Origin of the sequence: Collinsella aerofaciens (assembly GCF_018785245.1) — a bacterium.
In the GTDB taxonomy this organism is placed as follows: Bacteria; Actinomycetota; Coriobacteriia; order Coriobacteriales; family Coriobacteriaceae; genus Collinsella; species Collinsella aerofaciens_AD.
This window is the reverse complement of the sequence record NZ_WQPL01000019.1, coordinates 98,850-113,685: the sequence shown is the minus strand read 5'-3', so window position 1 is coordinate 113,685 and position 14,836 is coordinate 98,850. Positions and strand designations below refer to the sequence as shown.

Annotated in this window: 18 protein-coding genes and 1 pseudogene; all 19 read right to left on the bottom strand. The window is 59.7% G+C overall.

Features of this window, described 5'->3' with window-relative positions:
- The 19 genes and pseudogenes from GPK39_RS04580 to GPK39_RS04490 all read right to left on the bottom strand — a co-directional run bounded on the left by GPK39_RS04580 (position 1) and on the right by GPK39_RS04490 (position 14,832).
- Positions 1-747 carry a DeoR/GlpR family DNA-binding transcription regulator gene (locus GPK39_RS04580; protein ID WP_215674049.1) on the bottom strand — a complete coding sequence of 249 codons (747 nt, stop codon included), beginning with the start codon at positions 745-747 and terminating at the stop codon, positions 1-3.
- 3 nt (positions 748-750) lie between these two features.
- On the bottom strand, positions 751-1,830 hold the full coding sequence (locus tag GPK39_RS04575) for a Gfo/Idh/MocA family protein (RefSeq protein WP_215674046.1): 1,080 nt from the start codon (positions 1,828-1,830) through the stop codon (positions 751-753).
- A gap of 473 nt (positions 1,831-2,303) precedes the next feature.
- On the bottom strand, positions 2,304-2,609 hold the full coding sequence (rplX, locus tag GPK39_RS04570) for a 50S ribosomal protein L24 (protein ID WP_099432059.1): 306 nt from the start codon (positions 2,607-2,609) through the stop codon (positions 2,304-2,306).
- A gap of 13 nt (positions 2,610-2,622) precedes the next feature.
- On the bottom strand, positions 2,623-2,991 hold the full coding sequence (rplN, locus tag GPK39_RS04565) for a 50S ribosomal protein L14 (protein ID WP_006235041.1): 369 nt from the start codon (positions 2,989-2,991) through the stop codon (positions 2,623-2,625).
- A 118-nt stretch (positions 2,992-3,109) separates the two neighbouring features.
- Entirely contained in the window at positions 3,110-3,370 is a 261-nt protein-coding gene (rpsQ, locus tag GPK39_RS04560) for a 30S ribosomal protein S17 (RefSeq protein ID WP_006235040.1), read from the bottom strand.
- 16 nt (positions 3,371-3,386) lie between these two features.
- Complete coding sequence (gene rpmC / locus GPK39_RS04555) at positions 3,387-3,602, bottom strand: 50S ribosomal protein L29 (RefSeq protein WP_006235039.1); 216 nt, start codon at positions 3,600-3,602, stop codon at positions 3,387-3,389.
- Positions 3,603-3,688: 86 nt separating this feature from the next.
- Positions 3,689-4,105: pseudogene (gene rplP / locus GPK39_RS04550) on the bottom strand (50S ribosomal protein L16); the annotation flags it as partial.
- On the bottom strand, positions 4,105-4,815 hold the full coding sequence (gene rpsC, locus GPK39_RS04545) for a 30S ribosomal protein S3 (RefSeq protein ID WP_006235037.1): 711 nt from the start codon (positions 4,813-4,815) through the stop codon (positions 4,105-4,107). The gene rpsC and the pseudogene rplP, both read right to left, overlap by 1 nt.
- Positions 4,816-4,821: 6 nt before the next feature.
- Positions 4,822-5,193 carry a 50S ribosomal protein L22 gene (gene rplV, locus GPK39_RS04540; RefSeq protein WP_006235036.1) on the bottom strand — a complete coding sequence of 124 codons (372 nt, stop codon included), beginning with the start codon at positions 5,191-5,193 and terminating at the stop codon, positions 4,822-4,824.
- A gap of 14 nt (positions 5,194-5,207) precedes the next feature.
- Positions 5,208-5,468 carry a 30S ribosomal protein S19 gene (gene rpsS, locus GPK39_RS04535; RefSeq protein WP_006235035.1) on the bottom strand — a complete coding sequence of 87 codons (261 nt, stop codon included), beginning with the start codon at positions 5,466-5,468 and terminating at the stop codon, positions 5,208-5,210.
- 32 nt (positions 5,469-5,500) lie between these two features.
- Positions 5,501-6,331, bottom strand: a complete 831-nt coding sequence (gene rplB, locus GPK39_RS04530; protein WP_022094198.1) for a 50S ribosomal protein L2 — start codon at positions 6,329-6,331, stop codon at positions 5,501-5,503.
- Positions 6,332-6,510: 179 nt separating this feature from the next.
- Positions 6,511-6,798: a 50S ribosomal protein L23 gene (rplW, locus tag GPK39_RS04525; RefSeq protein WP_006235033.1), complete on the bottom strand. Its 288-nt coding sequence runs from the start codon at positions 6,796-6,798 to the stop codon at positions 6,511-6,513.
- Positions 6,799-7,425, bottom strand: coding sequence for a 50S ribosomal protein L4 (gene rplD / locus GPK39_RS04520; protein ID WP_006235032.1), 627 nt, complete (start codon positions 7,423-7,425; stop codon positions 6,799-6,801).
- Positions 7,426-7,471: 46 nt separating this feature from the next.
- Positions 7,472-8,092 carry a 50S ribosomal protein L3 gene (gene rplC / locus GPK39_RS04515; protein WP_035137484.1) on the bottom strand — a complete coding sequence of 207 codons (621 nt, stop codon included), beginning with the start codon at positions 8,090-8,092 and terminating at the stop codon, positions 7,472-7,474.
- Between the two features lie 459 nt (positions 8,093-8,551).
- Positions 8,552-9,178 (bottom strand): histidine phosphatase family protein, encoded by a 627-nt coding sequence (locus GPK39_RS04510; protein WP_215674044.1) that lies wholly within the window; start codon positions 9,176-9,178, stop codon positions 8,552-8,554.
- 39 nt (positions 9,179-9,217) lie between these two features.
- Positions 9,218-10,372 (bottom strand): cation diffusion facilitator family transporter, encoded by a 1,155-nt coding sequence (locus tag GPK39_RS04505; RefSeq protein WP_252204674.1) that lies wholly within the window; start codon positions 10,370-10,372, stop codon positions 9,218-9,220.
- A gap of 150 nt (positions 10,373-10,522) precedes the next feature.
- Entirely contained in the window at positions 10,523-11,737 is a 1,215-nt protein-coding gene (locus GPK39_RS04500; protein WP_215674041.1) for a PTS sugar transporter subunit IIC, read from the bottom strand.
- Between the two features lie 40 nt (positions 11,738-11,777).
- Positions 11,778-13,496, bottom strand: a complete 1,719-nt coding sequence (gene accD, locus GPK39_RS04495; protein WP_252204672.1) for an acetyl-CoA carboxylase, carboxyltransferase subunit beta — start codon at positions 13,494-13,496, stop codon at positions 11,778-11,780.
- Positions 13,489-14,832 (bottom strand): acetyl-CoA carboxylase biotin carboxylase subunit, encoded by a 1,344-nt coding sequence (locus GPK39_RS04490; RefSeq protein ID WP_152067433.1) that lies wholly within the window; start codon positions 14,830-14,832, stop codon positions 13,489-13,491. The genes accD and GPK39_RS04490 overlap by 8 nt, the downstream gene beginning before the upstream one ends.
- Positions 14,833-14,836 lie beyond the last annotated feature (4 nt).

The following is a 14,836-nucleotide window of genomic DNA, read 5'->3' as shown; positions in this document are numbered from 1 at the left end:
CTAAACCGTGATGACGTTTTTCATCGTCTGGTACTTGGCGGGCACCTCGCCCGCGGTGATAACCGTTGCGTCACGGAAGTCCGCGAATTTTACGGGAGCCACCATGCCAAACTTACTGGCGTCCGAGATTACGAAGCGTTTGGCTGTATGGCGCATCGAGATACGCTTGACCTGCGCTTCCTCGATATCGGGCGTCGTAAAGCCCTGCTCGGCGGCAATGCCGTTAGAACCCCAAAAGCCGCAGTTAAAGTTGTAGCGGTCTAGGGTTGCCAGAGCATCGGGGCCAACGAGCGCCTCGGTCTCGGGTTTAAGCTCGCCGCCCAGCACCACGGTGCGCATGCCGCGCACAGCGAGATGCTGAGCATGGAGCACGGAATCAGTCACATAGGTGACCGATTCGAGATGCGGAAGATGCTCGATGAGTCTGAGCGTTGTCGAACCCGAATCGATGTACACAAAGCTCTCGGGCTCCACGAGCGCCGCCGCACGGGCGCATATACGCTCCTTGTCATCGTTATGGAGGTCGCTGCGCTCATTAAGCGTTAGGTCGCGCGTCACGTGCGCGCGCTCAAGACTCGTCGCCCCACCGTGGACCTTGGCGATACGGTGCGCTCGGTCGAGCGTCTGCAGGTCGCGCCGAATGGTAGATGCCGTCACGCCCAGGGCCTCAGCAAGCTCCAGCACGGTAACCGAGCCGGCTCGCTGCACCATCGACACAATCGCGTTGAGCCTATCTTCCGCAAGCATCGCTTACTCCTCCTCGGGGTACACGACTCCCCAGTCGGCGCGGAGCTTGGTCATAAGCTCCATAACATCAGAAGCATAATCCAGCAGCTCGCGCTTGGAGTCGTCGCCGGCAACGGCCTGCTCAAGATCGGCCATCTCATAGCAAAGGGCGTAAGCCTCGGTGCCGGCGTGGACCTCCTCGCGGTGACCGTCCGCAGTCCACACGATGGTCGCGTGATCGGCACGCGGATACTCGTTGACCTCGATATAGCACTTGTCAAAGCTGATGACCGAGCGCTTGGGCTGCTTGGAGTGGAGCGTAAGGCTCACAACACCCAGCTGCTGCTCGGCATTACGGCAGACGATGCCGCCCGCAACGTCCACGCCGGTCTCACAGGTGTTGCCCAGCGAAACGACCTCGGCGGGCTGGCTTGCCATAAAGAGGCGCATGACGGACAGGGCATACACGCCAATATCGAGCATGGCACCGCCAGCAAGGTTGCGATTGTAGAAACGATTGGTCAAATCGCCGTACTCCTTGTAGCTGCCAAAGTTGAGCTGAGCGAGGTTCATGCGGCCGAACTCGCCAGCATCCATGCGACGACGCAGCTCCTGATACAAGGGCATGTGAAGCACCGTGGTGGCGTCCATGAGGACCACGTTATGCTCGTCGGCAATGGCACAGGCCTCGTCGAGCTCGGCAGAATTTAGGGTAATGGCCTTTTCGCAGAGCACGTGCTTGCCAGCTGCCAGAGCGGCGCGCAGGTAAGTGATATGCGTGTTATGCGGGGTGGTGATATAGACGGCGTCGATATCCGGATCGGCATAGAGGTCCTCGACCGTGTCATAGACCTTCTCGATGCCATACTGCTCGGCAAAAGCCTGAGCCTTAGACAGCGTGCGGTTGGCGACGCCCGCAAGCTTGCGGCCGGCAAGAGCGAGAGACTGGGCCATCTGGTTGGCGATAACGCCACAACCGATCACGGCCCAGCGGAGCTCGGGAGCCGTAAAGATATCATCGGGGAATGGCTTGTCCTGAACCGAAGCGAACGCTGCCTTTGCGGCTGCCGCGGAATCGAGTGGAGCCTGCTTGGAATCTGCCATTATGTGCCTCCTGAGTCATCGGAAGTTCTTCATTTCCAACAGCCTTATATTCGCACAAATGAGCGCGCATTTGCTTGTATTTGCGTGTATATTTGCTTTTCGGTCATTATTTGGCCATGGTTGACAGATGTTTGCGCGGCCATGCGCATCATCGCGCAAGACTCTGCGCGTAAATGCGCATGCGACAATCCTTGTGAAACATATAGGAGCGGAGCACCAAAGCCCTAAAGACAGAGCCAGCTGTATTACTTCACCCCTCCGGGGGCACCAGACATCAAAGGACTGTCCCTAGGTGCCGACACATGGGGACTGTCCCCAACTGCCGGGACTACTCATTTAAGTCTGTCCCCAATGAGCACAATCACTCATGTAAGTCTGTCCCCAATGAGTATCCCCAATGAGTGGGGATAGAAAAAGGCCCGGGTGCCGTGGGGCATCCGGGCCTTTGCTAGCAACTTGATGTTGCGGGCAGCTTAGAACTTGTGGCCGCACTTCTTGCAGACGCGCAGCTTGTTCTTACCGTCCTTCTCGTGACCGACGCGGGTAACCTTACCGCACTCGGGGCAAACGAGATTGACGTTGGAGGCATCGATGGGAGCCTCCTGCGAAACGATGCCGCCCTGCTGGTTGGCAGCGTTGGGCTTGACGGCCTTCTTGACGACCGAAACGCCCTCGACAACGACCTTGTTCTCGGCGGGGAGAGCACGCAGGATAACGCCCTGCTTGCCGCGATCCTTGCCAGAGAGAACCTGGACCTTATCGCCCTTCTTGATATACATATATCTCCCCTAACTACAGGGTCTCGGGAGCGAGCGAGACGATCTTCATGTACTTCTTGTCACGAAGCTCGCGAGCGACGGGCCCGAAGATACGGGTGCCGACGGGCGAACCATCGTTGTTGATGACAACGCAAGCGTTCTCATCAAAGCGAATGTAGGAGCCATCCTTGCGGCGGATCTCCTTAACGGTGCGAACGACGACGCAACGGACAACGTCCTTCTTCTTGACGTTGGCGCCAGGGGTAGCCTCCTGGACAGCACCGATGAACACATCGCCGATGCCTGCATAACGACGCTTGGAACCGCCAAGCACCTTGATGCAGCGAATCTTGCGAGCGCCGGAGTTGTCGGCGACGTTCAGCATGGTTTGCATCTGAATCATGGTAGATGTTCCTCCGAACTAAGAACCGAAGAGAGGTGCGCAGCCTTTATACGGCCTGTGGTATGCAAGCCAGGCATACGCACATCTTCGGAAACGTACAAGTCGTAAGAGCGACTGCTTATTTAGCGCGCTCGACGACCTCGATGAGGCGCCAACGCTTCATCTTGGACATAGGACGGGTCTCCATAACGCGGACGGTATCGCCCACGCCAGCCGTGCACTCCTCGTCGTGAGCGTGCAGCTTCTTGGAGCTGGTCATCATCTTGCCGTACTTGGGGTGACGCTTGCGCTCGGTGATGGTGACAACAATGGTCTTGGCACCGGAGACAGAGGTAACGACACCCGTACGGACCTTACGCGAGTTACGCGAATCAGTCATGTTCTCTCCTTAGGTCCTACTCGGCGACAGCGGACTTCTCCGCTGCGATCTCGCGGGCGCGCTGCTCCGTGAGGACGCGAGCGATGTCCTTCTTCACGGTGTTGACGCGAGCGGTGTTGTCCAGCTGGCTGGTGGCCATCTGGAAACGAAGGTTAAAGAGCTCGGCGCGCATTTCCTTCAGCTTCTCAACGAGCTGAGCGTCCGAGAGCTCACGAATCTCTGCGGGCTTCATTAGTTCTCCTCCTTGGCGGCGGCGGCGTCCTCAGCAGCCCACTTGGCCTCGAGAGCGGCCTCCTCAGCCATCTCCTTCTCGATGCGCTGCTCAGCGTTCTTGGCAGCAACAATCTTGGTCTTGATGGGGAGCTTGTGCTGCGCAAGACGCAGAGCCTCGCGAGCGACCTCCTCGGGAACACCCTTGACCTCGAACATGATGCGGCCGGGCTTGACGACGGCCACCCACTCCTCGGGGTTACCCTTACCAGAACCCATGCGAGTCTCGGCAGGCTTCTTGGTGATGGGCTTATCGGGGAAGATCGTGATGTAGACACGACCGCCACGCTTCATGTAGCGGGTCATGGCAATACGAGCGGCCTCGATCTGACGGTTGGTGATCCAATGGGCCTCGAGAGCCTGGATACCAAACTCGCCGAAATGCAGCTCGGTATTACCCTTGGCCTGGCCCTTCATGGAGCCACGCTGCACCTTGCGGTGAAGAATACGCTTAGGGGCAAGCACTACTGACCCCTCCTCTCGGAGTTACGACGACGAGGACGGGAAGAGCCCTCGAGTGCAGGGTTGGGAACAGGCTGGCCCGGGAGCTTCTCGCCCAGGTAGATCCAGACCTTCACGCCGCAAGCGCCCATGGTGGTGCTGGCGACAGCCGTGCCGTAGTCGATCTTGGCACGGAGGGTGTGCAGAGGCACGCGACCCTCGCGGTACCACTCACGACGGCCCATCTCGGCACCGCCGAGACGACCGGAGCACTGGATACGGATGCCCTTAGCGCCAGCCTTGCGGGCGGACTGGACAGCCTTGCGCATAGCGCGACGGAAGGCAACGCGGCCCTCGAGCTGCTCAGCAATGGACTGAGCAACGAGGTTGGCGTCGAGCTCGGGGCGCTTGATCTCGACAACGTCGACGGAGAGCTGGCCCTTGGAGACGCCAGCAACCTTCTCGAGCTCGGTGCGGAGGGTATCGATCTCGGCACCCTTCTTACCGATGACAACGCCAGGGCGAGCGGTGAGGATGATGACCTTCACCTTGTCGCCAGCGCGCTCGATCTCGACGCGGGAGACAGCTGCGCGGGAAAGACGCTTCTCGAGGTACTTGCGGATCTCGAGATCGTTACCGAGGGTCTTAGCGTAATCCTTCTCTGCGAACCAGCGGGAGCGCCAGTTCTCGGTGATGCCAAGACGGAAGCCGGTGGGGTAGACTTTCTGACCCATACAGCTTTACGCCTCCTTTCGAGGAGCAACGACGACGGTGATGTGGGAAGTACGCTTCAGAATGCGAGAAGCGGAACCCTTGGCGCGGGGACGGATGCGCTTAAGCGTCGGACCCTCGTCAACATAGGCAGCGGCGACAACCAGGTTGTCGGCACGCAGACCGTTGTTGTTCTCGGCGTTCGCAACGGCGGAACGGAGAACCTTCTCGACATCCACGGCGACGGCGCGGTCGCAGAAGTGGAGGATGTCGAAGGCCTGAGCGACAGGCTTGCGGCGGATCAGATCGACCACCAGGCGGGCCTTGCTGGGGGAAACACGCACGTACTTAGCGACGGCGCGAACCTCGGTGGCCTCAGTTTCAATAGACTTAGTTGCCATTTACGGTTAACCCCCTATTTGGCCTTGTGGCCACGGAACGTACGAGTCGGCGCGAACTCGCCGAGCTTGTGACCAACCATGGACTCGGTAACATACACGGGCACATGCTTGCGGCCGTCGTGGACGGCGATGGTGTGACCAACCATCTCGGGGAAGATGGTGGACGCGCGGGACCAGGTCTTCACGACGTCCTTCTTGCCAGCCTCGTTCATCGCGGTGATACGCGAGAGAAGGCGAGTCTCCACGAACGGGCCCTTTTTGAGACTTCTGCTCATAAGTGCTTTCTCCTAAAACTCGGTATCCGAAATTACTTCTTACGGCGACGAATGATGTGCTGGTTCGAGACCTTCTTCTTCTTGCGCGTACGAAGGCCCTTCGTCGGCTTACCCCAGGGGGTAACAGAGGGACGACCAGAGGTGTGGTTCTTGCCCTCGCCACCGCCGTGCGGGTGGTCGACAGGGTTCATGACGGTACCGCGGACGGTCGGGCGCACGTTCATGTGACGCTTACGGCCGGCCTTGCCGATGACGATGTTGGAGTGATCGGCGTTGCCGACCTCACCGACGGTGGCGCGGCAGGTAACGAGGATGCGGCGCATCTCGGAGGAAGGCATACGGACGATAGCGTACTTGCCCTCCTTACCCATCAGCTGGCAGGAGTTACCGGCGGAACGGGCGATAGCAGCGCCCTTGCCCGGCTGGAACTCGACGGCGTGGATGAGCGTACCGACGGGGATGTCGGCGAGGGGCAGAGCGTTGCCCGGCTTGATGTCGGCGTCAGAACCGGACATGATGGTCTGACCGACCTCGAGGCCCTTGGGGGCCAGGATGTAGCGCTTCTCACCGTCAGCGTAGTGCAGCAGAGCAATGCGAGCAGAACGGTTCGGATCGTACTCGATCGTGGCAACCTTGGCGGGCACGCCGTCCTTGTTGCGCTTGAAGTCGATCACACGGTAACGACGCTTCACGCCGCCGCCCTGGTGGCGGGTGGTGATGCGGCCGTTGTTGTTACGACCGGCCTTCTTAGGCAGGGGCTCGAGAAGAGACTTCTCGGGCTTGGTGCAGGTGATCTCGGAGAAATCGGAGATCGTCTGCCAACGCCTACCAGCGGAGGTCGGCTTAAGGTGCTTTACAGCCATTACAATCCCTTTCAATAGGAATCCGTTAGCCATCGCAGACAGGGATTCGAGGTTCTGCCTCGGGTGCGATGACACCGGACGTATACACGGTTCCGGGCGTGTCCATTTTATACGCCCAAAACCTTGAGCTCTCGCCTCCCCTATTTGGGAGGCATGAGCTCACTCAACAGCAGCGAGTCTTAGGCCTGGTTGCCAAAGACCTCGATGGTGTCGCCCTCGGCCAGCGTGACGATGGCCTTCTTCCAAGAACGGGTCTTGCCGGCGACATAGCGCACGCGCTTGGTCTTGGGCTTGACCGTCAGGGTGTTCACGCGAACGACCTTGACGCCGAAGATCTCCTCGACAGCGTCCTTGATCTGATACTTGTTAGCATCCTTGGCGACCTCGAACGTGTACTTGTTCTGCTCCATGCCGGAGAAGGAACGCTCGGACACGATCGGACGGATGATGATCTCGTGGGCGGTCATTTATGCAAGCACCTCCCCGAAGTGAGCGGCGATGTCGGCGGGCATCAGCACGGCGTTGTTGTTGACGAGATCGTAGGTGTTGGCCTCGTCGGCAGTGATGATGAACGTCTTGGGAATGTTGCGGAACGACAGGTAGGCGTTGACGTCCTCATCGCGAACGATGATGGTCAGGCGCTTGCCCTCAAGGCCGAGAGCCTTGAGCATGGCGACGGCAGCCTTGGTGGAAGGCTTCTCGAAGCCGTAGTCGTCGACGAGCACGAGCTCGCCATCGGCCAGCTTGGCGGACAGCGCGGAGCGCATAGCCAGCTTGACCTCCTTGTTGTTCATACGCTTAGCGTAGGAACGGGGCTTGGGGGCGAAGACAACGCCACCGTGACGCCACTGGGCAGCACGGATGGAACCCTGGCGGGCACGGCCGGTGCCCTTCTGACGCCAAGGCTTCTTGCCGCCACCGGAAACCTCAGAGCGGCCCTTAGCGGACTGGGTGCCCTGACGCCAAGAGGCCATCTGGCACTTGACGATGTGGTGCATAACGTGGATGTTCGGCTCGATGCCGTACACCTCAGCGGCGAGCTCGGCCTCGGCGACCTTCTTGCCCTCGCTGTTCTTTACTTCAAACTTTGCCATTTAAGTGTTCTCCTTGGTATGACGCTGGGCTAAATGGGCTGGGCCCTTAGGCCATACGGATGGCGACGAGACCATTCTTGGCACCCGGGACAGCGCCCTTGACCAAGATGAGGTTCTGCTCGGCATCGATGCGGACAACGGAAAGGTTCTTGACGGTAACGCGCTCGTTACCCATGTGACCGGCCATCTTGACGCCCTTGAGGACGCGCGCAGGATAGGCGCACTGACCGATAGAACCGGGGTGACGCTGGAAGTGAGAACCATGCGTCATAGGACCGCGGCGCTGACCCCAGCGCTTGATGCGACCCTGGAAGCCCTTACCCTTGGAGGTACCGATGACGTCGACCTTCTCGACATCAGCGAAATCAGCGACGGTGACGACCTCGCCGACCTTGTGCTCCTCGCCGTTCTCGACGCGGACCTCACGAAGGAAGCGGACAGGCTCGACGCCAGCCTTGGCGAAGTGACCAGCCATGGGCTTGTTCACGTTCTTGGCCTTGATGTCGCCGAAACCGATCTGGACGGCGTCATAGCCGTCGGTTGCCTGAGTTTTAACCTGCGAGACAGCGCAGGGGCCAGCCTGGATGACCGTGACGGGAACGACGTTGTCGTCCTCGTCCCAAACCTGGGTCATGCCAATCTTGCGGCCGAGAATCATGCTGATCAAGATATGATCCCAACTCTCGCGTGGTCTTGGGACAATGCGTACACCACCGAGCGTACGCCCCTAGAGGACCACTACTTACACGACGTGCTCCCCAGCCTTGTATTTCGCCCGGACTACCTGACAACCCTATTAAGCAGGCATTTTGTCCAGCCAGAATACTCCCCTGGTTTCACACAGCTGTTTAGTATACACGGCTGCGGGCGTATCCATCGAGATTCATATTTCACTCACATTGTTTACGCAGGTAAAGCGCGTGGCACGTTCCCAGTGTGCGGCGGAGGGGGCGGCCCTGAGACATATTAAGGTTGCTGCTCTACAGTCCTGCTCACGACGGAGAGCACATTAAGTGCTCTCCTGTTCGTGCGGAACTCGCGACAACCTTAATATGTCTCAGGGCCGCCCCCTCCGCCGCACACTGGGAACGCCACGTTGATGTCTGCTAAACCTTGCTCGCTCAGGCTAATGACTTTGTTGGGGGTCCACTATTTGCTGGAGGGTGAACTTGCATTGCATTGGCTCGCCTTCTGCTTGTGGCTTTGCCTCTTCGAAATCGAAGATCATGATGGCGCAGTTGGGGAGTTTTGCTGGGAGCTCGAAGCCCTCTGGGACTGCAGCCTTGATGAATTGGCGGCTGGCGCTGCCGTGGCTTACTGCTAGGAGGGTTTCTATGCCCTCGGCGCCCATGAGATTGGTGAGGGTGTCTACCATGCGCTCTTGCAGCGCGCGGCTTCCTTCTCCTCCGAAGGGGACCAGATCCTCGCCCGGATCCCAGACGTCGGTGGGAAGGGCGTCGTGCGGGCCTTCTTCGAAGGAGCCGTAGCAGCGCTCGATGATGCCTTCGCAGGACTCGACTGCTGCGTCCGGGCCAAGGAGTTCGGTTGCGACAAGACTTGCCGTGTCCATGGCTCGGCCTAAGGGTGATGAGACCACTTTGTCGGGGACGACGCTGTGGGCTTTGAGCCATGCGGCCGCTGCCCGTGCCTGCTGACGGCCCAGATCGGTGAGCGGTGAATCACAGCGACCCTGGACGAGCTTTTTGACGTTGAATTCCGTCTGGCCGTGGCGGAGTAGGTATAGGCGCTTCATGCTCTCCTCTTCTGTATAACTTGCTTTGCCGGCACAGCCCTACTCGTGGGTATGCCCTACGTAGTCTTCGTCGATCGTAATCTTGGCAATCGACTTGGGATATTCCGATTCGACCCGTTGTGCCAGCGCGTGCTTTACGTCTTCGGCACTCATCTGCAGATCCGAGGGACGCACGCAGTCAAAGATCACGTTGGTGTGCGTGGGGCCCGGCACACAGCGCAAATCATGAATCGAAAGGCGGCTATCGATCTCTTGAGCCATAGCGTTGATGCGCAAGCGCATGCTCGCCACCTTTGGATCGTCGGTCACGATGGGGTCGTAGTGAAGTGTGACAATCATGCCGTCTTCGTTCCTAAACGACTGCTCGATGTTATCGAGCGTGTCGTGACTTTCCAGCGGGCTGGCCTCGGCTGCCATCTCGGCGTGAGCGCTTGCGAACTTCCTGCCCGGGCCGTAGTCGTGAACCATCAAATCGTGAACTCCCAAAACGCCGGGATAGCTCATGATCTTGTCTCGAATGTGCTTGACCAGCTTAGGATCGGGCGACTGACCCAAAAGCGGGCTCACCGTATCTTGAATAAGTTCAAAGCCGCTCCAGCCAATATAGGCGCCAACGGCAAGGCCAACCCATGCGTCAAGATTGATGTGCGTCACCTGCGAAACAATTGCACATGCCAGCACGGCGCCTGTGGCAAGAACATCGTTCTTGGAATCCTGGGCAGTCGCATGCAGTGTCTCGGACTCGATACGGTCGCCGAGCTTTTGGTTGAGCGCCGCCATCCACAGCTTAACAACCATCGAAAGCGCCAGGACTGCCACCAGGGCAAGCGAGAACTCGACAGGTTCGGGGTGGATGATACGCTCAAACGAGGACTTCACCAGTTCAAGGCCAATGAGAAGCACGAGCGCCGCCACGACAAGACCCGAGAGGTACTCGTAGCGACCATGGCCGTATGGATGCTCGGGGTCGGCGGGCTTGCTCGCCAGCTTAAAGCCCAGCACGCTCACGATATTCGAGCTGGCATCGGACAGGTTGTTCATGGCATCCGCCACAATCGAAACCGATCCCGAAACCACACCGATTGCGCCCTTCGCAGCACAAAGCGCCACATTGGCGACAATACACACCATGCCCGCTAACGTGCCCACACGCGCACGATCGCCCTGCGCGCGCTTAACTATCCACTCGACCATCTGCATCCGCCCCCACGGTACTACCTATATATCTATTGCTCAAACGGATTGTAGTGTAGCCACTTTGTCTCCCAGATACAAAGAGGCCGCAGCCCGCACGGGCCACGGCCTTGGAGCATGACAAAAGAATCGTCCTTTTGTCGCACAGGTTTACGCGCTTACTTCAGCAGCGCTCGCCACTGTTTCGGGTGAATCGGCCCCGTCTTCTGCCGCCTGTCCCTGCGCCGGCACCACGCCAAAGCAGTAGCTCAGCGCCGCAGACACCGCAAATGCCACACCGCCGGCAACGCAGCACCACAGCAGGTTCGAGATGCCGCCCGTGGCAAAGCCAATGACCATAAGGACATTCGTCATGCCGATGGTATAGGCCGTAACGTGGCCCACGGCCGCAACAAGGCCTCCGACGGCGCCGCCAATGGCCATGTACGTCAGGCACCTGCCATATTTAAAGCCGCAACCGTACAGCGCCGGCTCGCTTACGCCGCCAAGAATACCCGAGATTGAATAGCCCAGCATGAGTGCCTTCTCGTCCTTATCCGCAACGCGGAGCGACGCGCCAAAGGGCATGCCCCAAACGGCGAACGTCGCCATCGTCGCGGCGATCAGGATGCACGAATCCGTTCCCACACTCATAAACTGAGCATAGGCAAGCGATAGGACAACGTTGCTGACGCCTGCAATCTTAAGAAACTCCCAACCCGCGGCAAGCCCCATGAGCGTGAGCAGCGACACGATGCCACCGGAATTGCCAAGCATAAACATAAGCTGGCCCAACAGCATGCCCAGATAGCTGCCCGCCGGCGCCGTAATACACAGCGAAACCGGAACCATGACAAGCATGGTCGCAAACGGAACGAACGAAAACGCCACGGCCTTAGGGATAACGCGCTGAAAGAAACACTCCACTCGCCATAGCACGGGCACCGAGATGAGAACCGGAATAACAGTCGTCGTGTAATCGTTGACCGGCGCGGGAAGCAGACCATACACGGAAGTCATCGATGCCCCCGTCGTCGATGCGGCATCGACGAGCTTAAGCAGATCGGGCGCAATCAATACGCCGCCCAGCATCATGCCTAGCTGCTCCGAGCAACCGAGCTGGCGGGCGGCCGCCCAACCAAGATAAATGGGCAAAAAGTAGTAGCCGGCGTTATAGAGCCAACTGTAGAACAGGCGATAGATTTCGGAATCGGCAGACCACAGGCCCAGCATACCTTCGCCCATAATGACGGCAACGGTGCGGAACAACGCCGCGCAGACAATAAACGGCAGCGCCGACATCATGCTTTTGGACAGATAGTCCACCACGGCCATGGCGTTTGATGAAACCGTCGTTGTAAACGAGGTGTTAGAAACTTGTAGCATGGAACGCCTTTCCCAATATGACATGCGGGCTGCCCCTTTGTCACATCGTGCGGTACTGACCGATTGCGCGGTACTTTTCGTAGCGGAGGTTTGTGAGGGTCGCGTCGTCGAGCTGCCCAAGCGTATCGAAGACATCAAATGCCGAGGACATGACGGCACCGGCGATCTCCTCATGCGACAGGCCCCTATCGTCAACAATGCCGTCGATGATGCCGAGCGCCAACAGATCGGGGGCCGTGAGCTTAAGCGCCTCGGCGGCCTCATTCGCGCGCTCGGTATCCTTCCACAGGATCGACGCACAGGCCTCGGGGCTCACGACCGAATAGGCCGAGCTCGAGAGCATCAGGATGCGGTCGGCCACGGACAGCGCCAGCGCGCCACCAGAGCCGCCCTCGCCTGTCACCACCGAGACAATCGGCGTCTTGAGGCCGCTCATCTCCATGAGATTCTGGGCAATCGCCTCGCCCTGGCCGCGCTCCTCGGCACCGATGCCGCAAAACGCGCCCGAAGTATCGACCAGACACAGAACCGGTCGACCAAACTTTTCGGCCTGGCGTATAAGGCGACGCGCTTTGCGGTAGCCCTCGGGATGTGCCATACCAAAGTTGCGACGCATGCGCTCTTTGGTCGTGGTACCGCGCTCGACGGCGATAACCGTCACGGGTCGCCCGTCTTTCCAGCCAATGCCAGCCACCACGGCGGCGTCGTCGCCAAAGTAACGGTCGCCATGCAGCTCCACAAATCCATCCAGGCCCAGCGAGATCATCTCGCCCGCCGTGGCGCGATCTGCCGAGCGGGTCTGCTTGACAATCTCGAGCGCGGTTTTTGGTGCGGTCGAGCGCTTGAACAAGTGTCCCAGCTTTTTGCCGCGACGACCCGTATGCACGATCTCATGCGGTGCCCCCAGGCCGGGCGCGTGCCCTTCGTGCAGTGCCAGCAGCTCGCCTACCGTGAGCGCAATCTCGCCACGCGGAACAACGGCATCGCAAAAGCCGTGCTCCAGCAAAAACTCGGAGCGCTGGAATCCCTTGGGCAGGCGCTTGTGCATGTTCTGCTCGATCACGCGCGGGCCGGCAAATGCCGTCAGGGCATCGGGCTCGGCCAGGATAATATCGCCCTCCATGGCAAAGCTCGCGGTTACGCCTCCGGTCGTGGGGTCGGTGAGCACCGTGATATACAGACCGCCCGCCTCGCTGTGGCGCCTAACCGCCGCAGAAATCTTGGCCATCTGCATAAGCGACGTCACGCCCTCTTGCATGCGCGCGCCGCCCGAAACGGTAAAGCCGACAACTGGCAATCCAAGTTCGGTCGCTCGCTCAAATGTGCGACAGATCTTCTCGCCCACCACGGAACCCATCGAGCCCATCATAAAGTTGGCGTCCATAAAGAAGAGCGCGGTATCGCAACCGCAGATTTTGCCCCTGCCGCACACAACGGCGTCGCGCTCGCCCGAACGCTCGCACACGCTCTTAAGCTTGTCGGCATAGCCGGGAAACGAGAGGAAGTCCTCCGACGCCAGATTGGCATCCCATTCCTCAAACGTGCCCTCGTCGACCGTCATGCGCATGCGCGCGCGACCGCTCACGCGAAAGTGTTTGCCGCAACGAGGGCAGACCTCGAGGTTGTCGTGCAGGCGTGCTTCATCGATCACGCGGCGACACTCCGAGCACTTGATAAACACGTGGCGCGCGGGAAACTCGGCGCACGACTCGGTCATCGGCCCCTCGAGGACGTTGACCGTCTTTGCTTTTCTATTCATCAGCATAGAGATGCCCCATCAGATCGGTGTGGTACATGCCCGACAAGAACTCGTCGTTTGCCAGCACGTCGAGCTGAAGCTCGCTGTTTTCGCTCACGCCCTCAATCACGAGCTCGCCCAGGGCCGAGCGCATCTTACGAATGGCGCCGTCACGCGTGGGCGCACACACGATGAGCTTGCCGAGCATGGAGTCGTAGTACGGCGGAACTTTCGCACCGGTAAACATGGCGGAATCCCAGCGCACGCGCGGACCACCCGGCACACGCAACGCGGTGACCGTTCCGCATGACGGCAGAAAGTCCGGCGTTTCGGCATTGATGCGGCACTCCATGGCGTGGTTGCGGACCGGCATGTCCTCCTGCTCAAAGGGCAGAGGCTGGCCGGCTGCCACGCGCAGCTGCCACTTGACCAAGTCGGTATCGGTCACAAACTCTGTAACCGGATGCTCCACCTGCAAGCGCGTGTTCATTTCCATAAAGTAGAAATTGCCGTCGTCCGAATACAGAAACTCGATGGTACCGGCTCCTTCGTAGCCGACGGCACGAGCCAGGTCACGCGCTGCCTTGTGCATGCGAGCACGAATGTCGTTGTGTCCGTCGAGGCACGGCGCGGGACTCTCTTCGATCAGCTTTTGGTTGCGACGCTGCACCGAGCACTCGCGCTCGCCGAGCGAAAATACATGGCCCTGCTTATCGGCCATAATCTGCACCTCAACGTGGTGCGCCGGCGCGACGAACTTCTCCATGTAGCACTCGCCGTCGCCAAAAACGGCCTCGCCCTCGGCACGCGCCTCGATGAACGCCTTTGCCGCATCTTCCACGCGCTCGACCTTGCGAATGCCGCGACCGCCACCGCCCGCGCGCGCCTTAATGAGCACGGGACAGCCAATGCGCTCGGCCTCGGCCGTCGCCTCCTCGGGACTTTTGAGCAAATCGCAGCCCGGCACAATGGGCACGCCCGCCGCGGCAGCCGTTCGGCGTGCGGCGTCCTTGTCGCCCATGCTGTCGATCACCTCGGCCGAAGGACCGACAAAAGCCAGGCCATACTTGTCGCAGTCGCGTACAAAGCTCGCCTTCTCGGAAAAGAAGCCATAGCCGGGATGAATTGCCTTAGCTCCCGACTTTACGGCACAGGTGAGCACAGCATCGTCGTTGAGGTAGCTCTCGGCAAGACGCGGACCGCCGATGCAATACGCCTCGTCGGCAAGCTGCACGTGCAGCGCGTCCGCATCGGCCGTGGAATAAACGGCGACGGTCTTGATGCCCATATCGCGGCACGCGCGGATAACACGGACCGCGACTTCGCCGCGGTTGGCGATGAGCACTTTGTCGAACATGAAG